Genomic DNA, 18,885 nt, shown 5'->3' on the forward strand with positions numbered 1-18,885 from the left:
GCGACGCCATGAAATACATCCGTTCCATCATCACCCTGGGCTGCCTCGCGGCAATCGCTGCAAGCTCGGGCGCGCAGGGCTACCGCGCCGGCAGCGGCATCACGGACATCATGCGCGCCGGGCCGCGCCTGGGCCCGCCCGCAGCGCGTGCGCCGGCGGCTGCGCCCGCTGCGGCGCCCGTGCAGCGCTCGGCCGAATACATCGTTGCGCTGGTCAACTCGGAGCCGATCACCAACACCGACGTGCAGACGCGCGTGTCGCGGCTGATCAAGGAGAACCCCGACGCCGAACGCGTCCCCCGCGGCGAGCTCACGCGGCTCGTGCTCGAGCGGCTGATCACGGAACGTGCGCAGCTTCAGCTCGCGAAGGAAGCCGGACTCAAGGTCGACGAAGTGGCCATCGACCAGGCCGAGCAGACCGTGGCGCGCCAGAACGAGATCAGTCTCGTCGAGCTGCGCCGCCGCGTGGCCGACGAGGGCATCGCGCTGCAGGATTTCCGCAACGACCTGCGCGATCAGCTGCTGCTCACGCGCCTGCGCGACCGCGAAGTCGAATCGAAGGTCAAGATCAGCGACGCCGAGGCCGACGAATACCTGCGCGACCAGCGCAACCTCGCCGTCAAGAATGCGGCGCTGGAAAACCTCAACCTCGCGCAGGTGCTGGTGGCCGTTCCCGAGAATGCCACCGACGCGCAGGTGGCCGCGGCGCAGAAGAAGGCACAGGACCTCGCCCAGCGCGCCCGCTCCGGCGAAGACTTCGCCAAGCTGGTGCGCGAGAACTCCGATTCGCCAGACCGCGCCAATGGCGGCGCCATCGGCATGCGCAGTGCCGACCGCTATCCGTCGCTGTTCGTCGAGGCCACGCAATCGACGGCGGTGAACGGCATCGCCGGGCCGGTGCGCTCCAGCGCCGGCTTCCACGTGCTCAAGGTGCTGGCCAAGGCCCAGATCGGTTCGGGCGACGCGACGGTCACCCAGACTCAGGTGCGCCACATCCTGCTGCTCAACGATCCCAAGCGCACCACGGCGCAGGCAGTGGCGCAGCTGGCCGAATTCAAGCGCCGCGTGCAGGCCGGCACCGCCGACTTCGCCGGCCTGGCCCGCGACAACTCGCAGGACGCCAGCGCCAAGGCAGGCGGCGACCTCGGCTGGTCGCGCCCGGGCCAGTTCGTGCCCGAATTCGAGGAAGCCATGGACCGGCTCGCGCCGGGCCAGATCAGCGACCCCGTGGTGTCGCGCTTCGGCGTGCACCTGATCCAGGTGGTCGGCCGCCGCGATGCCAAGCTCAGCCAGTCGGAGCAGCGCGAAGCCGCGCGCGCCGCGCTGCGCGAACAGCGCGTGGACGAAGCCTTCACCACCTGGGTACAGGAAGTGCGTGCGCGCGCCTACGTCGAATACCGCGATCCGCCCCAGTCTTGATGGCACACCCCCAGGCTGCGCGCACTTCGTGTCGCTTCGCCCACCCCCTTGCAGGGGGCAACGCCAGCGGCCCGGCAGAGCCGGTTCCGCGGCGTTCCTGGCGCAACTTCTCTTTCTTCTCATTGACGGTGGCTTGACGGTATGGCTCAGCACATCGCCAGAAAGCGGTTCGGGCAGCATTTCTTGTCCGACGGCGGGATCATCGACGCGATCGTGCAGGAGATTGCACCGCAGCCCGGCGATCCGATGGTCGAGATCGGCCCGGGGCTCGCGGCGCTGACGCAGCCGCTGGTCGAGCGGCTCGGCCGCCTGACGGTCATCGAGCTCGACCGTGACCTGGCCAAGCGCCTGCGCGAGCACCCGCAGCTCGATGTCATCGAATCCGACGTGCTGAAGGTGGACTTCGCCGAACTCGCGGCCAGGGCGTCGAAGCCCCTGCGCGTGGTGGGCAACCTGCCCTACAACATCTCCACGCCGATCCTGTTCCACCTGCTGGGCTATGCCCACCTGGTCGCCGACCAGCACTTCATGCTGCAAAAGGAAGTGATCGACCGCATGGTGGCGAAACCCGCCACCTCGGACTACAGCCGCCTGAGCGTGATGCTGCAGTGGCGCTACGAGATGGAAAACGTGCTGTTCGTGCCGCCCGAGAGCTTCGACCCGCCGCCGCGCGTGGACAGCGCCGTGGTGCGCATGGTGCCGCTGGCCGAACCGCCGGCCGTGGATGCGGCGCGGCTCGGCGAGATCGTGCAGGTGGCTTTCAGTCAGCGCCGGAAGATCCTGCGGCACACGCTGGGCAAATGGCTGGAAACGCACGGCTACACAGGCGAATTCGATGCGCAGCGCCGCGCCGAGGAGGTGCCGGTAGCCGAATACGTCACCCTGGCCCAAGCTGTTCCCCCATGAAAAAGCCCCGCAGAAGCGGGGCTTTTTCAATTCCATGGTGCCGCCGATCCGGCTTTGCCGGTCGGCCAGCACCGCCCTCGGAAGGGGGTAGGCGAAGCGACACGAAGTGCGCGCAGCCTGGGGGTGAACCGATTACGCGGCGGCGAGCCAGTAGCCGGCGTTGAAAGGGCTGCTCATGCGCAGCGCCAGGGGCGACACGTCGACCAGTTTGTCGGTCGGCATTTTTTCACCGGCCGGCTCGGTGCCGGCGGCGGCCGTTGCGGCGGCGTTGGGGTTCACTTCGATGCCATCGAGGGTTTCAGCGTTCGGCTGAGCCTCGTTCGCCCGTTCTGCTTGGCTGGTAGATGCAGAACGGGCTACAGAAAAGAATAGAAGCACCGGAACGGGACCTTGCGGTCGCCCCAGTAGTCCGAGGCGTCGCGGAAGATGTCGAGCAGCTGCTCGCGCGCTTCCTTGTCGAACTTGGCGTTGGCCGGAATCTGCTCCAGGACGATGACGAAACCAGGCTGTGGGCCCGATTTATGCAACGGGTCCGTCATGCAGTCGTACAGCGCGTCGAAGTTCTTCCCGAAGTGGGCCGGGAACGTGAACTGCTGCGCGATCAGGTCGAGCACGTCCTGCTTGGTCTGGGCGTTGCCCAGGTTGGCGTACAGGAAGTGCTGGCCGGCTGCGTTGGCAGCGTCCTGCAGGTCGCTCACGCGGAACGCGCGGATCGATTGCACGATGTTCGGGCGTACGGCACGAAGGGATAAGGTCATCTCCGCTGGTCTTTCCATAGTCATCATCATTTCTTCGGGGCGCTTCGGGGCGCCGCCCAGGTCGTTTTCATCGCTCATGGCGCAATCCGTCTGAAACTCGCATAGTGATCTGCCGTGTACCAGCAGGCCTCGGGCGCCGTGCGCTGCTCGCCGCCGCAGACGATCCGTTGTGCACCACGATTGCGTGAACCGGGCGTCTGCACCGTGTACTCGCGGTAGTGGCCACGGCGCGCCGGCGGCAAAAGACGCTCGCGATTGCCGAACACGGTGCCGTCCTTGTCATGCCGGAAGGGGCCGCCACTGAGGATGGCCTGGTAGGTTCGCTGGCCTTGCACTGGCAAGTCGGACAGTGCAATTGTTTCCTCGGCGGACGTTTTTCCGGCGCCGAACCATCCGCGGGCCTCGGCCCCCGTCGTCAACGCCGCCAGCATCAGGCTGGTGAGCGCAAACTTTGTGAACGAGGACGTGATCGAGGCGTAAGCCGCCATGGGGCACCACAAGAAAAGAGCGGGGGGTTCGAATCGGCGATCAACGTCGGGGTTAACCCGCAAATTCAAGCCCGCGAGTGTGCACCACGCTGGCGAAAATAGCAAGCGACTGCTCAAAGTTTGAGCAGTCGCAAGGGGAGTGAGTGGTACTTTAAGTTGGCGACCACTCTCGCCAAAGGGCCTATCTTTCGGCGTTTGCGTCAGCCACTGTCAAGGCTGTCATGTTCACGATGCGTCGAACAGTCGCGCTGGCCGTGAGAATGTGCACAGGTTTGGCCGCGCCAAGCAGAACCGGGCCGATCGCGATATTGCCGCCAGCCGCCGTCTTGAGCAGGTTGTACGAAATATTGGCGGCATCGATGTTCGGAAATACCAACAGGTTGGCGTCGCCGGCCAGTGCGCTGTGCGGCATGACGATCGCGCGCTGCTTGCTGTCGAGCGCCACGTCGCCGTGCATTTCGCCATCCACCTCGAGCCAGGGGGCCTGCACGCGCAGCAGTTCGAGCGTCTTGCGCATCTTGATGGCGCTGGGCTCGTTGCTGGTGCCGAAGTTCGAATGCGACAGCAGCGCCGCCTTCGGCTTCAGGCCGAAGCGCATCATTTCCTCGGCCGCCATCGTCGTGATCTCGGCCAGTTCCTCGGGCGAGGGGTCGTAGTTGACGTGCGTGTCGACCAGGAACACCTGGCGGTCCGGCAGGAGCAGGCCGTTCATGCAGGCGTACACCGGCACGTCCTGCGGCGTGCTTTCGCAGCCGCCGGGGCGCTTGCCGATCACCTGGTCGATGTAGTGCAGGTGGATCAGTGTGGTGCCCCAGGTGCCGCAGATCATGCCGTCCACCTCGTCCTTGTGCAGCAGCATCGCGCCGATCAGCGTGAGGCGGCGGCGCATCTCGATCTTGGCGGTCTGCACCGTCTGGCCCTTGCGCTCGGTCATGCGATGGTAGGTCTGCCAGAAATCGCGGTAGCGGTGGTCCTGCTCGACGTTGACGATGTCGTAGTCGAGCTCTTCCTTCAGGCGCAGGCCGAACTTCTCGATGCGCTGGGCGATGATGGCCGGGCGGCCGATCAGCGTCGGACGCGCAATGCCCTCGTCGACCACGATCTGCGCGGCGCGCAGAACGCGTTCTTCCTCGCCTTCGCAGTACGCCACGCGCTTCTTCGACGCGCGCCGGGCGCTGTCGAAAATCGGCTTCATCGTGGTGCCCGAGGCATAGACGAAGCTCTGCAGCCTGTCGCGGTAGGCGTCCATGTCCTTGATCGGACGCGACGCCACGCCGCTATCCTCGGCCGCCTTGGCCACGGCGGGCGCGATCTTCATCATGAGACGCGGATCGAAGGGCTTCGGAATCAGGTATTCGGGGCCGAAGGACAGCTTTTCACCGACGTAGGCCGCAGCCACGCGCTCGCTCTGCTCGGCCTGTGCCAGGTCGGCAATGGCGTGCACCGCGGCGATTTCCATCTCGTCGGTGATCGTCGTCGCGCCGCAGTCCAGCGCACCGCGGAAGATGTACGGGAAGCACAGGACGTTGTTGACCTGGTTCGGGTAGTCGGTACGGCCGGTGGCCATGATGACGTCGTCGCGCACCGCATGGGCGTCTTCGGGCGCGATCTCGGGATTCGGGTTCGCCAGCGCGAAGATCACCGGGCGCTTGGCCATCCTGGCGACCATCGCGGGCTTCAGTACGCCGCCGGCCGACAGGCCCAGGAACACGTCGGCGCCCTCGATCACCTCGGCGAGCGTGCGCGCGTCGGTCTTCTGCATGTACTGGCGCTTGTCGTCGTCCATCAGCTCGGTGCGGCCTTCGTAGACCACGCCGGCGAGGTCGGTGACAAACACGTTCTCGCGCTTCAGGCCGACCTTCAGCAGCAGGTTCAGGCAGGCCAGCGCCGCGGCGCCCGCGCCCGAAGCGACCAGCTTGACTTCCTCGATCTTCTTGCCCGCCACCTTCAGTCCGTTGACCATGGCGGCAGCCACCGTGATGGCCGTGCCGTGCTGGTCGTCGTGGAACACCGGGATCTTCATGCGCTTGCGCAGCTCGCGCTCGACGTAGAAGCAGTCCGGGGCCTTGATGTCTTCGAGGTTGATGGCGCCGAAGGTCGGCTCCAGCGACGCGATGATGTCGACCAGCTTGGCCGGGTCCTTCTCGTCGATCTCGATGTCGAACACGTCCACGCCGGCAAATTTCTTGAAGAGAACGCCCTTGCCTTCCATCACCGGCTTGGACGCCAGCGGGCCGATGTCGCCCAGGCCCAGCACGGCGGTGCCGTTGCTGATGACGGCCACGAGGTTGCCGCGCGAGGTGTACTTGAACGCGTTGGCCGGGTCCTTGACGATTTCCTCGCAGGGCGCGGCAACGCCGGGCGAATAGGCCAGCGACAGGTCGCGCTGGTTGATCATCTGCTTGGTCGCCGCGATGGCGATCTTGCCGGGCACGGGAAACTCGTGGTACTCGAGGGCTGCACGTCGCAACTCGGCGCGTTTGTCTTCGGGCGTGGGAGTCGATGAGGTCGAGGGGGTCGAATCTGACATGTGCCGTAGCTCCTGGTGGCGCTTCTTCTGGGGGCGCCGATTGTAGACCTCGCTGCGCACCGGCCATACGTCGCATGGCCGGTGGTAGCCATGGCGAAAAGCCGGGTGCGCCGTCAAACCGGTGTGGCAATATGCACGGTTCGGACAAAACCTGAAAAAACGAGGAGCGACCATGGCACTGATGGATTTCATCAAGAAGCAGTTCATCGACATCATCCAGTGGACCGAGACCGGCGACGGCACGCTGGCCTGGCGCTTCCCGATGGCCGAGATGGAAATCCAGAACGGCGCCTCGCTCACCGTTCGCGAATCGCAGGTTGCCGTCTTCGTCAACGAAGGCAAGGTGGCCGACGTGTTCGGCCCCGGCATGTACAAGCTCACGACGCAGACGCTGCCCGTGCTCACGTACCTGAAGAACTGGGACAAGCTCTTCGAGTCCCCCTTCAAGAGCGACGTCTATTTCTTCAGCACCCGCCAGCAGGTCGACCAGAAGTGGGGCACGCCCCAGCCGATCACCATCCGCGACAAGGACTTCGGCGCCGTGCGCCTGCGCGCCTTTGGCAACTACAGCTTCCGCATCGGCGACGCCAAGGCCTTCCACACCGAGATCTCCGGCACGCGCGACATCTATTCGGTGGCCGACCTCGACGGCCAGTTGCGTGGGCTGGTACTGCAGAACATCAGCAACGCCATCGCTTCGAGCGGCGTGCCCTTCCTCGACCTCGCGGCCAACCAGATCCAGTTTGCGCAGGCGCTCGCCGCGCAGCTGGTGCCCGAGTTCGGGAAGATCGGCATCAAGCTCGAGAACATCACGGTGCAGAACGTCTCGCTGCCCGAAGAGCTGCAGAAGATCCTCGACCAGAAGATCGGCATGGGCATGGTCGGCAACGACATGGGCAAGTTCATGCAGTACCAGACCGCGCAGGCCATTCCCAAATTCGCAGAAGGCGCCGCTGGCGGCAGCGGCATCGCGGGCGACGCGATGGGCCTGGGTGCCGGCGTGGCGCTCGGCCAGGTGCTGGCGCAGAACCTCGCGCAGGGCCTGAGCCCGAATGCGGCCGCCCAAGCTGCGGCGACGCAGCAGCAGCCGGCCGTGGCCGTGGTGAGCCCCACCGACGTGATGACCACGCTCGAGAAGCTCGGCGAACTCAAGGCCAAGGGCATCCTCACGCAGGAAGAGTTCGACGCCAAGAAGGTGGAACTCCTCAAAAAGCTCGTCTGACCCCAGTATTGGTCCAACCTCCAGGCTTCGCGCACTTCGTGTCGCTTCTCCTCCCCCCTTGCAGGGGGCAACACCGACGGCCCGGCAAAGCCGGTTCCGTGGTGTTTCCCGCAACTGCATCCGTGGTTACAGCCGTCGATCTCCTGAGCCGCCATGGCTGAGGAAACCGGCAACCAACGCTACTACCGCGCGCCCTGCCCTGGCTGCGGCGCGCCCGTCGAATTCCGCTCGGCGCAGTCGACGCACGCGGTCTGCCCCTACTGCCAGAGCACCGTCGTGCGACAGGGCGACACGCTCGCGCGCACCGGCAAGATGGCCGAGCTGTTCGACGACTTCAGCCCGCTGCAGCTGTTCGCCGCCGGCCGCATCCAGGACAAGCCCTTCACGCTGATCGGCCGGTTGCAGTACACCTACCCCGGCGGCCGCTGGACCGAGTGGATCGCCGCGCTCGACGGCGACCGCACCGGCGTGCTCAGCGAGGACAACGGTGCCTACGTCTTCGCGCTGCCCTTCGACCTGCAGCGCACCGCACCGCCCTGGAACGAACTGCGCGTGGGCGCCACCACCGCCTTCGCGGGCCAGAGCTACGCCGTCACCTCGAACGAGCAGGTGGCGCTGACCTCCGCGCAGGGCGAACTGCCGCACCTGCCCGAGCTCGGCCGTTCCTTCGCGATGGTCGAGCTGCGCAACGACAAGGGCTTGGTCCTCAGCATCGACTACGGCACGCAGCCGCCCGCGAGCTACCTCGGCCGCTCGGTGCAGCTCGAAGACCTGCAGCTCACCGGCCTGCGCGAGGAATCCGCAAAGGACGAAAAGGGCCGCAGCTTCAACTGCCCCAACTGCGGCTCGCCCGTCACCGTCAACCTCGCCGACAGCAAGAGCATCACCTGCCGCTCGTGCAACAGCATCATCGACCTGTCGCAAGGCATCGGCGGCGAGCTCAAGCACGCCACGCAGGACGAGCCCGTGCGCCCGCTCATCGCGCTGGGCAGCATGGGCCAGCTGCAGGGTGCGCAGTGGCAGGTGGTCGGCTTCCAGCACCGCATGGGCAGCGCGCCCGGCGACGACGAGTTGTTCGGCTGGGACGAGTACCTGCTCTACAACAAGAAGCGCGGCTTCAGCTTCCTGGTGGACGCCGAGGACGGCTGGAGCATGGTCAAGCCGACCACCGGCGCGCCCGTGATGGCCGAGAGCGGCAACACCGCCACCTACCTCAACAAGCGCTACCAGCAGCAGTACGCCTACAACGCCGAGACCACCTACGTGGCGGGCGAGTTCTACTGGCAGGTCGAGCGCGGGCAGAAAACCTTCAACCGCGACTTCGCCAGCGGCGGCGCACTGCTGTCGATGGAGCGCTCGGCCAACGAACTCACGTGGTCGTCGGGCAGCAAGCTCGACAGCGGCCTGGTGGCCTCCGCCTTCAAGCTCGACGCGCGCAAGGACATGTTCAAGCGCGCCGACGCGCTGCCCGTGAGTGCCGCATCCGGCATGGGCTGCGGCACCATCGTCCTCATCGTCGTCGTGATCATCATCGTGCTGATCATCATGAGCACCTGCAGCAGTTCCAGCGGCTCCACGGGCGGTTACCGCAGCTCGGGCGGGTCATACGGCGGCTATTCGAGTGGCGGCGGGCACAAATGACCGCCCCCAGGCTTCGCGCACTTCGTGTCGCTTCGCCTTCCCCCTCACCGGGGGCAACACCTGCAGCCCGGCGAAGCCGGTTCTGCGGTGTTCCCCGACTTGGGGGGGCGCCAGTTCTGGCGCGCGTTGTGCGGTGACTGGGTGCAAACTGAATCAACTTTGACTGGAGGTCCTCATCATGGGATTTGAATGGCTGAAACCGGGCGTGGTCCTTGGATCGCTCGTGTATGCGCTGATCGGCGTCCTGGTCTTCTGGCTCTGCTTCCTGATCATCGACAAGATCACGCCGTATGACCTGTGGGGCGAGATCGTCGAGAAGCAGAACGTGGCGCTGGGGCTGGTGGTTGCCGCGATGAGCCTCGGCATCAGCATCATCGTCGCCGCAGCAATCCATTGAGCGACGCGGCCCTGCCCGCGCGCACCCCGGATGCGCGGGGGCCGCAACCCGTGGAGATCGCGCTGCTCGCCAGCGTGTTCGTGGTCGCCGCCTGCGGGCTTGTCTACGAATTGAGCGCGGCCGCGCTGAGCAGCTACCTGCTCGGCGACTCGGTGCTGCAGTTCAGCACCATCATCGGCACCTACCTGTTCGCGATGGGTGTGGGCTCATGGCTCTCACGCTATTTCGAGCGGCAGCTGCCGGCGCACTTCCTTCGCATCGAACTGATGGTGGCGCTGATCGGCGGTGCGCTGCCGGCGATCCTGTTCCTCGCGAATGCGTACATGCCGAGTGCCTTCCGGCTGCTGCTGTACGGCCTCGTGACGGTCGTGGGCACGCTAGTGGGGCTCGAGATTCCGCTGGTGATGCGCATCCTGAAGCGCAACATCGTGCTCAAGAACCTCGTGTCGCAGGTGCTCACCTTCGACTACCTCGGCGCGCTCGCGGTGTCGGTGGCGTTTCCGCTCGTCCTCGTGCCGCAGCTCGGCATGATCCGCACCGGCCTGCTGTTCGGCTTCATGAACGCGGCCGTGGCGGTGTGGGCGCTGTGGTTGTTCCGGCATGAACTGCGCCGCGTCGGCGCGCATGCGGTCGCGTGCTTTCTCGCGCTGGCCGCGCTGGTCGCGGCCTTCGCCTGGGCCGATCACATCACCACGCTGGCCGAGGACAAGTTCTACCAGGACCGCATCGTCTTCAGTGCCACCTCGCCCTACCAGCGCATCGTCGTCACGCGGGGGCTGCTCGGGCACCGGCTGTTCCTCAACGGCAACCTGCAGTTCGCCGAGCGCGACGAGTACCGCTATCACGAGGCGCTCGTGCATCCGGTGATGGCCGCGCAGGGCGCGCCGAAGAAGGTCGCCGTGCTGGGCGGCGGCGATGGCATGGCGGTGCGCGAGATTCTCAAGTACCCCTCGGTCGAGTCGGTCACGCTCGTGGAGCTCGACCCGAACATGACCCAACTCTTCACCGAGCACGAGACCCTGGCCGCGCTCAACGGCCACTCGCTCTCGTCGCCCAAGGTGAAGATCGTCAACACCGACGCCTTCCAGTGGCTGCAGCAGCCCGGGGACACCTTCGACGTCATCGTGGTGGACTTTCCCGATCCGACCAACTTCGCCATCGGCAAGCTCTACACCAACAGCTTCTACGCGCTGCTCGAGAGGCGCCTTTCGGCCAGCGGCTATGCGGTGATCCAGACCACCTCGCCGCTGGTGGCGCGCAAGAGCTACTGGACCGTGGCCACCACCATCGAATCGGTGGGCCTGCGTGCCACACCGTACCACGCGCATGTGCCGAGCTTCGGCGAATGGGGCTACATCATCGCGAGCCGGCGGCCCTACCGCATGCCCGATGCGCTGCCTTCGGGCCTGCGCTTCCTCTCGCCTTCCACCTTGCCGCTGATGTTCGACTTTCCGCTCGACATGGCGCGCGTGCCGGCCGAAGTGAACCGGCTGTCGAACCAGACCCTTGTCACCACCTACGAGCAGGAGTGGGGCAAGGTGATGGCGCACTAGCTGAGTCATGCAACGGCGCGAATTTCTCGGAATGGCGGCAGGCGCGCTGGCGCTTGCCGGCTGCGAGGCGCCGCCAACGCCCGTCGAAGGTGGCTTCACCGGCATCGACATGGCGCGCGGCCACGCGATGCGCGATGGCGCGCTCAAGAGCCAGGCGCCCGCCGTCGTGAAGCGCACGCACGTGGTGATCGCAGGCGGCGGCGTCGCGGGCCTTGCGGCTGCACGCGCCCTGCGGCTCTCGGGCATCGACGACTTCACGCTGCTCGAGCTCGAGGACACCGCCGGCGGCAACGCACGCGGCGGCGTGGTCAACGGCATCGCCTGCCCGCTCGGTGCGCACTACCTGCCCGTGCCGGGCGACGACGCGCGCGAAGTGCAGGACCTGCTCGAGGAACTCGGTCTGCGCCGCCGCGTGGCGGGCCGCTGGGAATACGACGAGGCCACGCTCTGCCACAGCCCGCAGGAGCGCCTGTTCTTCCGCGGCGAGTGGCAGGACGGCCTGTTGCCCATGCACGGCGTGGGCGAAGGCTCGCTCGCGCAGTACCGCAAGTTCGCGCAGCGCATCGATGCGCTGCAGCACGCGGCGCATTTTGCGATTCCCACGCTCAAGGTCGCCGTCACGCCCGAGCTGCTGGCGCTCGACGCCATCACCTTCGCGGGCTGGCTCGACAGCGAAGGATTCAGCGACGCACAGCTGCGCTGGTATCTCGACTACTGCTGCCGCGACGACTACGGCGCTGGCATCGAACACGTCTCGGCCTGGGCCGGCATCCATTACTTCGCGAGCCGCCACGGCTTCCATGCGCCCGGCGATCCCACCGGCAGCGTCAACGATTCGAGCCCCGAGCGCGACGGCATCCTCACCTGGCCCGAAGGCAACGGCTGGCTCACGAAGCAACTGGCCAGGCCGCTCGGCGACCGGCTGCGTACCGGCCAGGCCGTCACGCGCATCGCCGAGGTGCGCGACGGCGTCGAGGTCGACGCGTGGGATGCGGCCACGAAATCGCTCGTGCGCTGGCAGGCCGAGCGCTGCATCGTCGCGCTGCCCGTGTTCATCGCCGCGCGCGTGGTCGAGAACCCGCCGGCCGTGCTGAAGAACGCCGCGGCCCACGTGCGCTACGCGCCCTGGCTCGTGGCCAACATCCACCTGCGCGGCCCGCTGGCCGACCGCCATGGCGCAGCGCCGAGCTGGGACAACGTGATCCACGGCACGCGCGGCCTCGGCTACGTCGACGCGCGGCACCAGTCGCTCGACCCCACGCCGCGCGGCACCGTCCTCAGCTGGTACCGCCCGCTGGGGCCGAGCGGCTACGACGCGGCGGACGGTCGCAAGCTGCTGCTCGATCGGCCGTGGAGCGGCTGGCGCGACGACCTGCTCGCAGAGCTGTCGGTGCCGCACCCCGACCTGCCTTCGCTCGCCACGCGCATCGACGTCACGCGCTATGGGCACGCCATGTCCATCCCCAAACCGGGGCTGCTGGCGCAGATCGGCTCGCAGCGCACGACATCGGACGAGGCGCACCGCGGCAGCGTCGTCGCGGGACGCCTGTCGTTCGCGCATGCCGACTGGTCGGGCTACTCGATCTTCGAGGAGGCGTTCACGCGTGGGCACCTCGCGGGAATGCGCGTGGCGGCGGCATGAGGCGTCCGAGGTGCAGTCACGCCGACGGGGTGCTCTGCGCAGCGAAATAAAGGAGGAGGCCGCAGGCCGGTGGACATTCGCGGAGGGGGCACCCGGTGTCCTTCGCACTCGCCCTGAAAAAACACCCAGCAAAGCAAACGCACCATGAATCCTTGAAATGGCCCCGGCGCAGCCCCGTGCAGTTTTCACGCGGACTTCACACACGGCGCCATCGCTTCACAGACGGTCGGCAAACTCGCGAACGCCAACAAAAACATCGGGGGAGCTTCCATGCTTCAAGTCGCCAACAGAAAACTCGCGTCGCTCAGCGACGTGCTCTTCACCGGGCTGGGCCGCGTGCTCGGATTCCTGCGTCCGCTGGCCCGCGGGCTCATCGGTTCCTGGCGGCCGCCGGGCTGGCTGCGCATTGCCGGCGCCTTCGTGCTGCTCGGATTGCAGTGGCTGCAGCAGCGGTTGGCGTGGCTGGTGCTGCTCCTCTTATTGGTGCTGGCCGGTTGGATGGCGAGCCCCCATGTGCTGAAGTGGTGGCACGGCCTCACGCCCGACCGCGTCGAGCCCGTCGTCGCCACCGCGAAGACCGAGCCGCCGCAACGTACACAGATCGAGCTCGACAAGGGGCCGAACCCCTTCGTCATGAACTTCTCCGCCTCGGTCGCGCCCATTGCGCGCATCGGCCAGGAGGCCACCGGCGTCATCATCGAGCCCGCCATTGCCGGCCGCTGGACCTGGACCAAACAGAACCGCCTCGAATTCCTGCCCGCGCAGGACTGGCCCATCGGCCAGCCCTACAAGGTGCAGATCGCCGGCAACGCGCTCGCGCCGCACATCGAGATGGCGCAGCGCAAGTACGAGTTCACCTCGCCCGAATTCACCGCCCAGATCGCCAGCGCCGAGTTCTACCAGGACCCGGTGCAGGCCAACGTACGCCGCGCGCTTTTCCAGGTGCGCTTCTCGCACCCCGTCAACACGGCCGAGTTCGAAAAGCGCCTGGTGCTGACCTACGACCAGCCCTGCAGCAGCTCGATCTTCAGCGTCGGCAAGTGCGCGAGCGAGAAGTTCACGGTCAGCTACGACAGGCTGCGCCTCAATGCCACCCTGCAGTCGGACCCGCTGCCGATTCCCGAGAAGACGCGTCCAGCGATTCTCAGCCTCACGGCTGGCACGGTCGCGCAGAAGGGCGGTCCCGCGCTGCGCAACGACCAGTCCCGCGCGGTCGACATCCCCGGCCTCTTCAGCCTGGCCATCGCCGGCATCGAGCCCACCATCGTCACCGGCGAGAACGGCGAACCCGAGCACGTGATGCACGTCACCGCCTCGATGCCGGTGCACGAACGCGAAATGGCGCGCGTGGTGCAGGCCTGGCTGCTGCCGGCCACGGAAGAAGCCAAGGGCGATCCCGACGACAAGTTCGACTGGTCGGCCGAGCCCGCGAAGATCACCGACGCCGTGCTGCGCCGCGCGAAGAAGATCAGCCTGCAGCCCATCGCCAGCGAGCGCGAAGTGACCGAGATGGTCAGCTTCCGCATGCCGCAGGCCGAGGGCGGGCGCTACCTGCTGGTGCGCGTGGCCAAGGGCCTGAAGACGCCCGGCGGCTACCAGCTCGGCGCGGCGCGCCAGGACGTTCTGCTGCTCAAGACCTTCGCGCCCGAGCTCACCATCATGAGCCAGGGCTCGCTGCTCGCGCTGTCGGGCGAGCGCAAGCTGCCGATCCTGGTGCGCGACCTGCCCGGCATCCGCCTCGAAATCGGCCGCCTGCTGCCGCAGCAGCTGCAGCACCTGGTGACGCAGACCAACGGCGACTTCGCGCATCCGCAGTTCTATGGCGGCCTGCAGTCGGACAACCTCGTCGACCGCTTCCAGAAGGAGATCCCGCTCAGCATCCCCGCCGGCAAGGCGCACTACGAGACCGTCGACTTCGCCGAGTACCTGCGCAGCGACGCGTCCGACCGGCGCGGCGTGTTCCTGCTCAAGGTGCAGGGCTACGACCCCAAGGCCAAGAAGAAGCCCGAAGGCGATGCGCAAGCCCAACCCGAGGACGAACAGCAGCAGTCCCCGGACGAGGAAGAAGGCAACGGCGAGGGCGGCAACCCCGAGCAGCAGCTCGACCAGCGCCTCGTGCTCGTCACCGACCTGGGCATCGTCGCCAAGAAGTCGCTCGACGGTACGCGCGACGTGTTCGTGCAGAGCATTGCCAACGGACAGCCCGTGGCTGGTGCACTGGTCGAAGTGTGGGGCCGCAACGGCATGATCGTGGCGTCGCAGGCCACCGACGCGACGGGCGCGGCCAAGCTGCCCAACCTCGCCGGCTACCAGCGCGAGAAGGCGCCGGTGGTGCTGGTCGTGCGCAAGGACGGCGACCTGAGCTTCCTGCCTTTCAACCGCAGCGACCGCACGCTGGACATCTCGCGCTTCGACGTCGGCGGCCTGCGCGCGGCCGGCGTGCCGAACCAGATGACGGCCTACGTCTTCAGCGACCGCGGCATCTACCGCCCGGGCGACACGATGCACATCGCGATGATGGTGAAGGCCGGCAACTGGGCCACCTCGCTGCGCGACCTGCCGCTCGAAGCCGAGATCATCGACGCGCGCGGCCTCAGCGTGCGCCGCGAGAAGCTCAAGCTCGGCCCCGGCGGCGCCGCGGAAATCGCCCACACCACGCAGGACAGCTCGCCGACTGGCAACTACACCGTCAACCTCTACCTGCCGCGCGAATCGTCGCCCGGCACGCCCGAGGTCGAAGGCCTGCTGATCGGCAGCACCACCGTGAAGGTGCAGGAGTTCCTGCCCGACCGCACCAAGGTCACGGCCAAGCTCAGCAGCGAAGTGGCCGAAGGCTGGGTCAAGCCGAAGGACCTGAAGGCGCTGATCGATGTGCAGAACCTCTTCGGCACGCCCGCGCCCGACCGCAAGGTGGAAGGCACTCTCACGCTGAGCCCCGGCTTCCCGGTGTTCCGCGCGTTCACCGACTACGCCTTCTTCGATCCGCAGCGCGCTGCCGACAGGCAGGCCGACGATCTGGGCAGCGTGCAGACCAGCGCCGACGGCAAGGCCGAGTTCGACCTGCGCCTGTCGCGCTTCGACGCCGCCACCTACCAGGTGCACGTGCTGGCCAGGGCCTTCGAGCCCGAGGGTGGGCGCAGCGTGTCGGCCGAGGCGCAGACGCTGGTGAGCGACATGCCCTACCTTGTCGGCGTGAAGGTCGACGGCGACGTCGGCTACGTGAGCAAGGGCGCCGCTCGCAGTGCCACCGTGATCGCGATCGACCCGCAGGCCAGGAAGACAGCCGTGCCCGGCCTGAAGATCGAACGCGTCGAACGCAAGGTGCTGTCGGTGCTCATCAAGCAGGACAGCGGCCTGTACCGCTACGAGTCGCGCCGCAAGGAGATCGTGCTCGACGAGAAGCCCTTCGCCATCGTTGCCGCCGGCAACACCGTGGCGCTGGACACCGGCGCCCCCGGCAACTTCGCCTACGTGGTGCGCAACGCCGACGGGCTGGAGCTCAACCGCGTGGAATACAGCGTGGCCGGCAACGCCAACGTCTCGCGCTCGCTCGACCGCAATGCCGAACTGCAGCTCACGCTCGACCGCAAGGACTACGAGCCCGGGCAGGAGATCGCGGTGAGCATCCGCGCGCCCTACGTGGGCGCCGGCCTCATCACCATCGAGCGCGACAAGGTCTACGCCCATGCATGGTTCAAGACCGACAAGACCGCCTCGGTGCAGAAGATCGTGCTGCCCAAGGACTTCGAGGGCACGGGCTACATCAACGTGCACTTCGTGCGCGACCCAGCCTCGGACGAGGTCTACATGAGCCCGCTGTCGTACGGCGTCGTGCCCTTCGTCACCGCGCTGACCAAGCGCACCGCCAACCTGCAGCTCACCAGCAGCGAACTGGTGAAGCCGGGCCAGACCGTGAAGATGAAGCTCACCAGCGACAAGCCCACGCGCGCCGTGGTCTTCGCGGTGGACGAGGGCATCCTGCAGGTGGCGCGCTACAAGACGCCTGATCCGCTCAAGCACTTCTTCCAGAAGCGCGCGCTCGAAGTCGGTACGCTGCAGACGCTCGACCTGATCCTGCCGGAGTTCAAGAAGCTCATGCAGGGCGCCGCGCCCGGCGGTGACGGCGAAGGCGAACTCGGCAAGCACCTGAACCCGTTCAAGCGCAAGCGCGACAAGCCTGTGGCCTTCTGGTCGGGGCTGGTGGATGTGAACGGCAGCCGCGAGTTCAGCTACACCGTGCCCGAGAGCTTCAATGGCAGCCTGCGCGTGATGGCCGTCGCGGTGAACGACGAGACCACCGCCGCCAAGAGCACCCGCACCGTGGTGCGCGGCGACATGGTGATCCTGCCCAACGCGCCGCTCGCCATGGCGCCCGGTGACACGGTCGAAGTGGGCGTGGGCCTCGCGAACAACATCGTGGGCTCGGGCAAGGAAGTGCCCATCGCGCTCACGCTCACCGCCTCCGGCGGGCTCGAAGTGGTGGGCGATGCCACACAGACGCTCAAGGTCAACGAGCGCGGCGAGGCGAGCACGAAGTTCAGCGTGCGCGCCAAGCCGGGCGAGCAGGCCGTGCTGGGTTCTTCGGCGCTGGTGTTCACGTCGACGCACAAGAACTTCAACGCGCGCCTGTCGACCGAAGTGAGCGTGCGGCCTGCATCGCCCTTCGTCACGCTGGTGCAGGCCGGCAGCTTCCAGCGCGCGGGAGAAATCTCGAGCCAGGCCGACCTGTACCCGAACTTCCGCCAGAGCGCCGTGGCCGTGTCGGCCGCGCCGTGGTCCTTTGCCACCGGCCTCATGCAGTACCTGGAGGCCTACCCGCACGGCTGCACCGAGCAGATCACGAGCCAGACCTTCCCGGCAGTGCTGCTCTCGGGCCGTCCCGAGCTGGTGAAGGAAATGGCGCGCGGGCGCACGGCCGAGCAGGGTCCGCTGCCCGAGGCGCGCAAGACCTTCGAGCGCTACCTCGTGCAGCTGCGCGCACGGCAGACGGCCGACGGCGGCTTCTCGCTGTGGCCCGGTGCGGGCACCGACGCCTTCGCCACGCTGTACGCCGTGCACCTGCTGGTCGAGGCCAAGGACCACAAGCTGCCCGTGCCGCAAGACCTGCTGCAGAAGGCCAATGCCTACTTGCAGGGCTGGCTCGGCAGCGGCGACGCATCGCTCGACGGCTGGCGCCAGCGCACGCAGGCGGCCTACCTGCTGACGCGCCAGGGCATCATCGCGCCGGCCGCACTGGCCAACCTGCGCGAAGCATGGCGCAGCAAGCAGACGCAGGGCTGGAGCGACGACCTCGGCGCCGTCTACCTTGCCGCGAGCTACCAGCTCGTGAAGCAGGAGCAGGTGGCCAACGAGCTGCTCAACCCGGTGTGGGCCGACCTGCTCGCGCGCACCGAGAAGAAGCAGCGCCGCAACGTCTGGGGCACCTACTACGACCCGCTGGTGCACGACAGCATGACGCTGCACCTCGTGGGCCGCCACTTCCCGTCGCGCCTGAAGACGCTGAAGCCCGCAGTATGGGAAGGCATGGGCGCGATGGTGCGCGACGGCTGGTACAACAGCCTGTCGTCAGCCTCGATGCTGCTCGCGGTCGACTCGTACTTCGAGGCCGTGGGACAGAACGTGGAAGGCAAGCTCACGGCGAGCACTGTCAATGCGCAGGGCCAGGCCGCCGCACTCGCGCTGGGCGCGGTCAACCCGATCACGCGCGCCGCGGTGCCGGCCGGCACCGCCAAGCTGAAGCTGTCGAACGACAGCGACTTCAACCTGTACTACAGCTGGGCCGAACAGGGCTTCGAGCGCAACGTGCCCGCCACCGCGGTGAACAAGGGCCTCGAGATCTTCCACGAAGTGCTCGATGCCAAGGGCAACCCGATCGCCAAGGCGAAGCTCGGCGAGGAGGTCACGGTGCGGGTGCGCGTGCGCAGCCTGGAGCGGGCGAACATCAACGACGTGGCGCTGGTCGACGTGCTGCCCGGCGGGCTGGAGCCGGTGCTGCAGGCCGTGGGCGACGACGACGATGCGAATGCCGACGCACCGATCTGGAAGAAGCGCCTCGGTGGCGGCGGCTCGTGGAAGGTGCAGTACGCCGACATCCGCGAAGACCGCGTCGTGTTCTACGGCAGCGTCAACAAGGACCTGCTCGAAGTGACCTACAAGGCGCGCGCCACCAACGTGGGCGACTACGTGGTGCCGGCCGCGTACGGCGAGGCGATGTACGACCGGCGCGTGTTCTCGCGCTCGGCCGGCGCGCGCTTCCAGGTGGTGGCGAATTGATCGTGACGCGCTCTTGCCTTGTCCCCTCTCCCGCGTGCGGTAGAGGGTTAGGGTGAG

General features: G+C 67.1%; 12 protein-coding genes. 8 read left to right on the top strand and 4 right to left on the bottom strand.

What is annotated here, in order from left to right; translation table 11 throughout:
- Positions 1-8: 8 nt before the first annotated feature.
- The gene (locus ACCD11_RS09540) at positions 9-1,418 is read left to right on the top strand and encodes a peptidylprolyl isomerase (RefSeq protein WP_413313665.1); all 1,410 of its coding nucleotides are present in this window, start codon (positions 9-11) and stop codon (positions 1,416-1,418) included.
- 141 nt (positions 1,419-1,559) lie between these two features.
- Entirely contained in the window at positions 1,560-2,324 is a 765-nt protein-coding gene (gene rsmA, locus ACCD11_RS09545; RefSeq protein WP_413313666.1) for a 16S rRNA (adenine(1518)-N(6)/adenine(1519)-N(6))-dimethyltransferase RsmA, read from the top strand.
- A gap of 132 nt (positions 2,325-2,456) precedes the next feature.
- Here rsmA and ACCD11_RS09550 read toward each other — a convergent pair whose 3' ends face one another.
- The 4 genes from ACCD11_RS09550 to ACCD11_RS09565 form a co-directional block, all read right to left on the bottom strand.
- Positions 2,457-2,603: a hypothetical protein gene (locus tag ACCD11_RS09550; protein WP_162130814.1), complete on the bottom strand. Its 147-nt coding sequence runs from the start codon at positions 2,601-2,603 to the stop codon at positions 2,457-2,459.
- A 77-nt stretch (positions 2,604-2,680) separates the two neighbouring features.
- Complete coding sequence (locus ACCD11_RS09555) at positions 2,681-3,106, bottom strand: barstar family protein (protein ID WP_157610139.1); 426 nt, start codon at positions 3,104-3,106, stop codon at positions 2,681-2,683.
- A gap of 50 nt (positions 3,107-3,156) precedes the next feature.
- Positions 3,157-3,570, bottom strand: coding sequence for a ribonuclease domain-containing protein (locus ACCD11_RS09560; protein ID WP_007828532.1), 414 nt, complete (start codon positions 3,568-3,570; stop codon positions 3,157-3,159).
- 181 nt (positions 3,571-3,751) lie between these two features.
- Entirely contained in the window at positions 3,752-6,100 is a 2,349-nt protein-coding gene (locus tag ACCD11_RS09565; protein WP_007828534.1) for an NADP-dependent malic enzyme, read from the bottom strand.
- A gap of 172 nt (positions 6,101-6,272) precedes the next feature.
- On the opposite strand from ACCD11_RS09565, the gene ACCD11_RS09570 reads away from it, so the two are divergent.
- The 6 genes from ACCD11_RS09570 to ACCD11_RS09595 all read left to right on the top strand — a co-directional run bounded on the left by ACCD11_RS09570 (position 6,273) and on the right by ACCD11_RS09595 (position 18,828).
- Positions 6,273-7,322 (top strand): SPFH domain-containing protein, encoded by a 1,050-nt coding sequence (locus tag ACCD11_RS09570; RefSeq protein WP_007828536.1) that lies wholly within the window; start codon positions 6,273-6,275, stop codon positions 7,320-7,322.
- A 153-nt stretch (positions 7,323-7,475) separates the two neighbouring features.
- The gene (locus ACCD11_RS09575; protein ID WP_413313667.1) at positions 7,476-8,963 is read left to right on the top strand and encodes a DUF4178 domain-containing protein; all 1,488 of its coding nucleotides are present in this window, start codon (positions 7,476-7,478) and stop codon (positions 8,961-8,963) included.
- 178 nt (positions 8,964-9,141) lie between these two features.
- Positions 9,142-9,360 (top strand): DUF350 domain-containing protein, encoded by a 219-nt coding sequence (locus ACCD11_RS09580; protein WP_007828540.1) that lies wholly within the window; start codon positions 9,142-9,144, stop codon positions 9,358-9,360.
- Positions 9,357-10,913 (top strand): polyamine aminopropyltransferase, encoded by a 1,557-nt coding sequence (locus tag ACCD11_RS09585; protein WP_413313668.1) that lies wholly within the window; start codon positions 9,357-9,359, stop codon positions 10,911-10,913. The genes ACCD11_RS09580 and ACCD11_RS09585 overlap by 4 nt, the downstream gene beginning before the upstream one ends.
- Positions 10,914-10,920: 7 nt before the next feature.
- Positions 10,921-12,555, top strand: a complete 1,635-nt coding sequence (locus ACCD11_RS09590) for an FAD-dependent oxidoreductase (RefSeq protein WP_413313669.1) — start codon at positions 10,921-10,923, stop codon at positions 12,553-12,555.
- A gap of 270 nt (positions 12,556-12,825) precedes the next feature.
- A complete protein-coding gene (locus ACCD11_RS09595; protein WP_413313670.1) occupies positions 12,826-18,828 on the top strand; it encodes an alpha-2-macroglobulin family protein in 6,003 nt (2,000 codons plus the stop codon).
- Positions 18,829-18,885: the final 57 nt, after the last annotated feature.

The organism is Variovorax sp. Varisp36, from assembly GCF_047304235.1.
Lineage (GTDB): Bacteria > Pseudomonadota > Gammaproteobacteria > Burkholderiales > Burkholderiaceae_C > Variovorax.

Coding starts and splice junctions, on each gene's coding strand:
- ACCD11_RS09575 (WP_413313667.1), top strand. CDS start 7,476: ATGGCTGAGGAAACCGGCAACCAACGCTACTACCGCGCGCCCTGCCCT.
- ACCD11_RS09565 (WP_007828534.1), bottom strand. CDS start 6,100: ATGTCAGATTCGACCCCCTCGACCTCATCGACTCCCACGCCCGAAGAC.
- ACCD11_RS09570 (WP_007828536.1), top strand. CDS start 6,273: ATGGCACTGATGGATTTCATCAAGAAGCAGTTCATCGACATCATCCAG.
- ACCD11_RS09595 (WP_413313670.1), top strand. CDS start 12,826: ATGCTTCAAGTCGCCAACAGAAAACTCGCGTCGCTCAGCGACGTGCTC.
- ACCD11_RS09580 (WP_007828540.1), top strand. CDS start 9,142: ATGGGATTTGAATGGCTGAAACCGGGCGTGGTCCTTGGATCGCTCGTG.
- ACCD11_RS09555 (WP_157610139.1), bottom strand. CDS start 3,106: ATGACTATGGAAAGACCAGCGGAGATGACCTTATCCCTTCGTGCCGTA.
- ACCD11_RS09590 (WP_413313669.1), top strand. CDS start 10,921: ATGCAACGGCGCGAATTTCTCGGAATGGCGGCAGGCGCGCTGGCGCTT.
- ACCD11_RS09540 (WP_413313665.1), top strand. CDS start 9: ATGAAATACATCCGTTCCATCATCACCCTGGGCTGCCTCGCGGCAATC.
- ACCD11_RS09560 (WP_007828532.1), bottom strand. CDS start 3,570: ATGGCGGCTTACGCCTCGATCACGTCCTCGTTCACAAAGTTTGCGCTC.
- rsmA (WP_413313666.1), top strand. CDS start 1,560: ATGGCTCAGCACATCGCCAGAAAGCGGTTCGGGCAGCATTTCTTGTCC.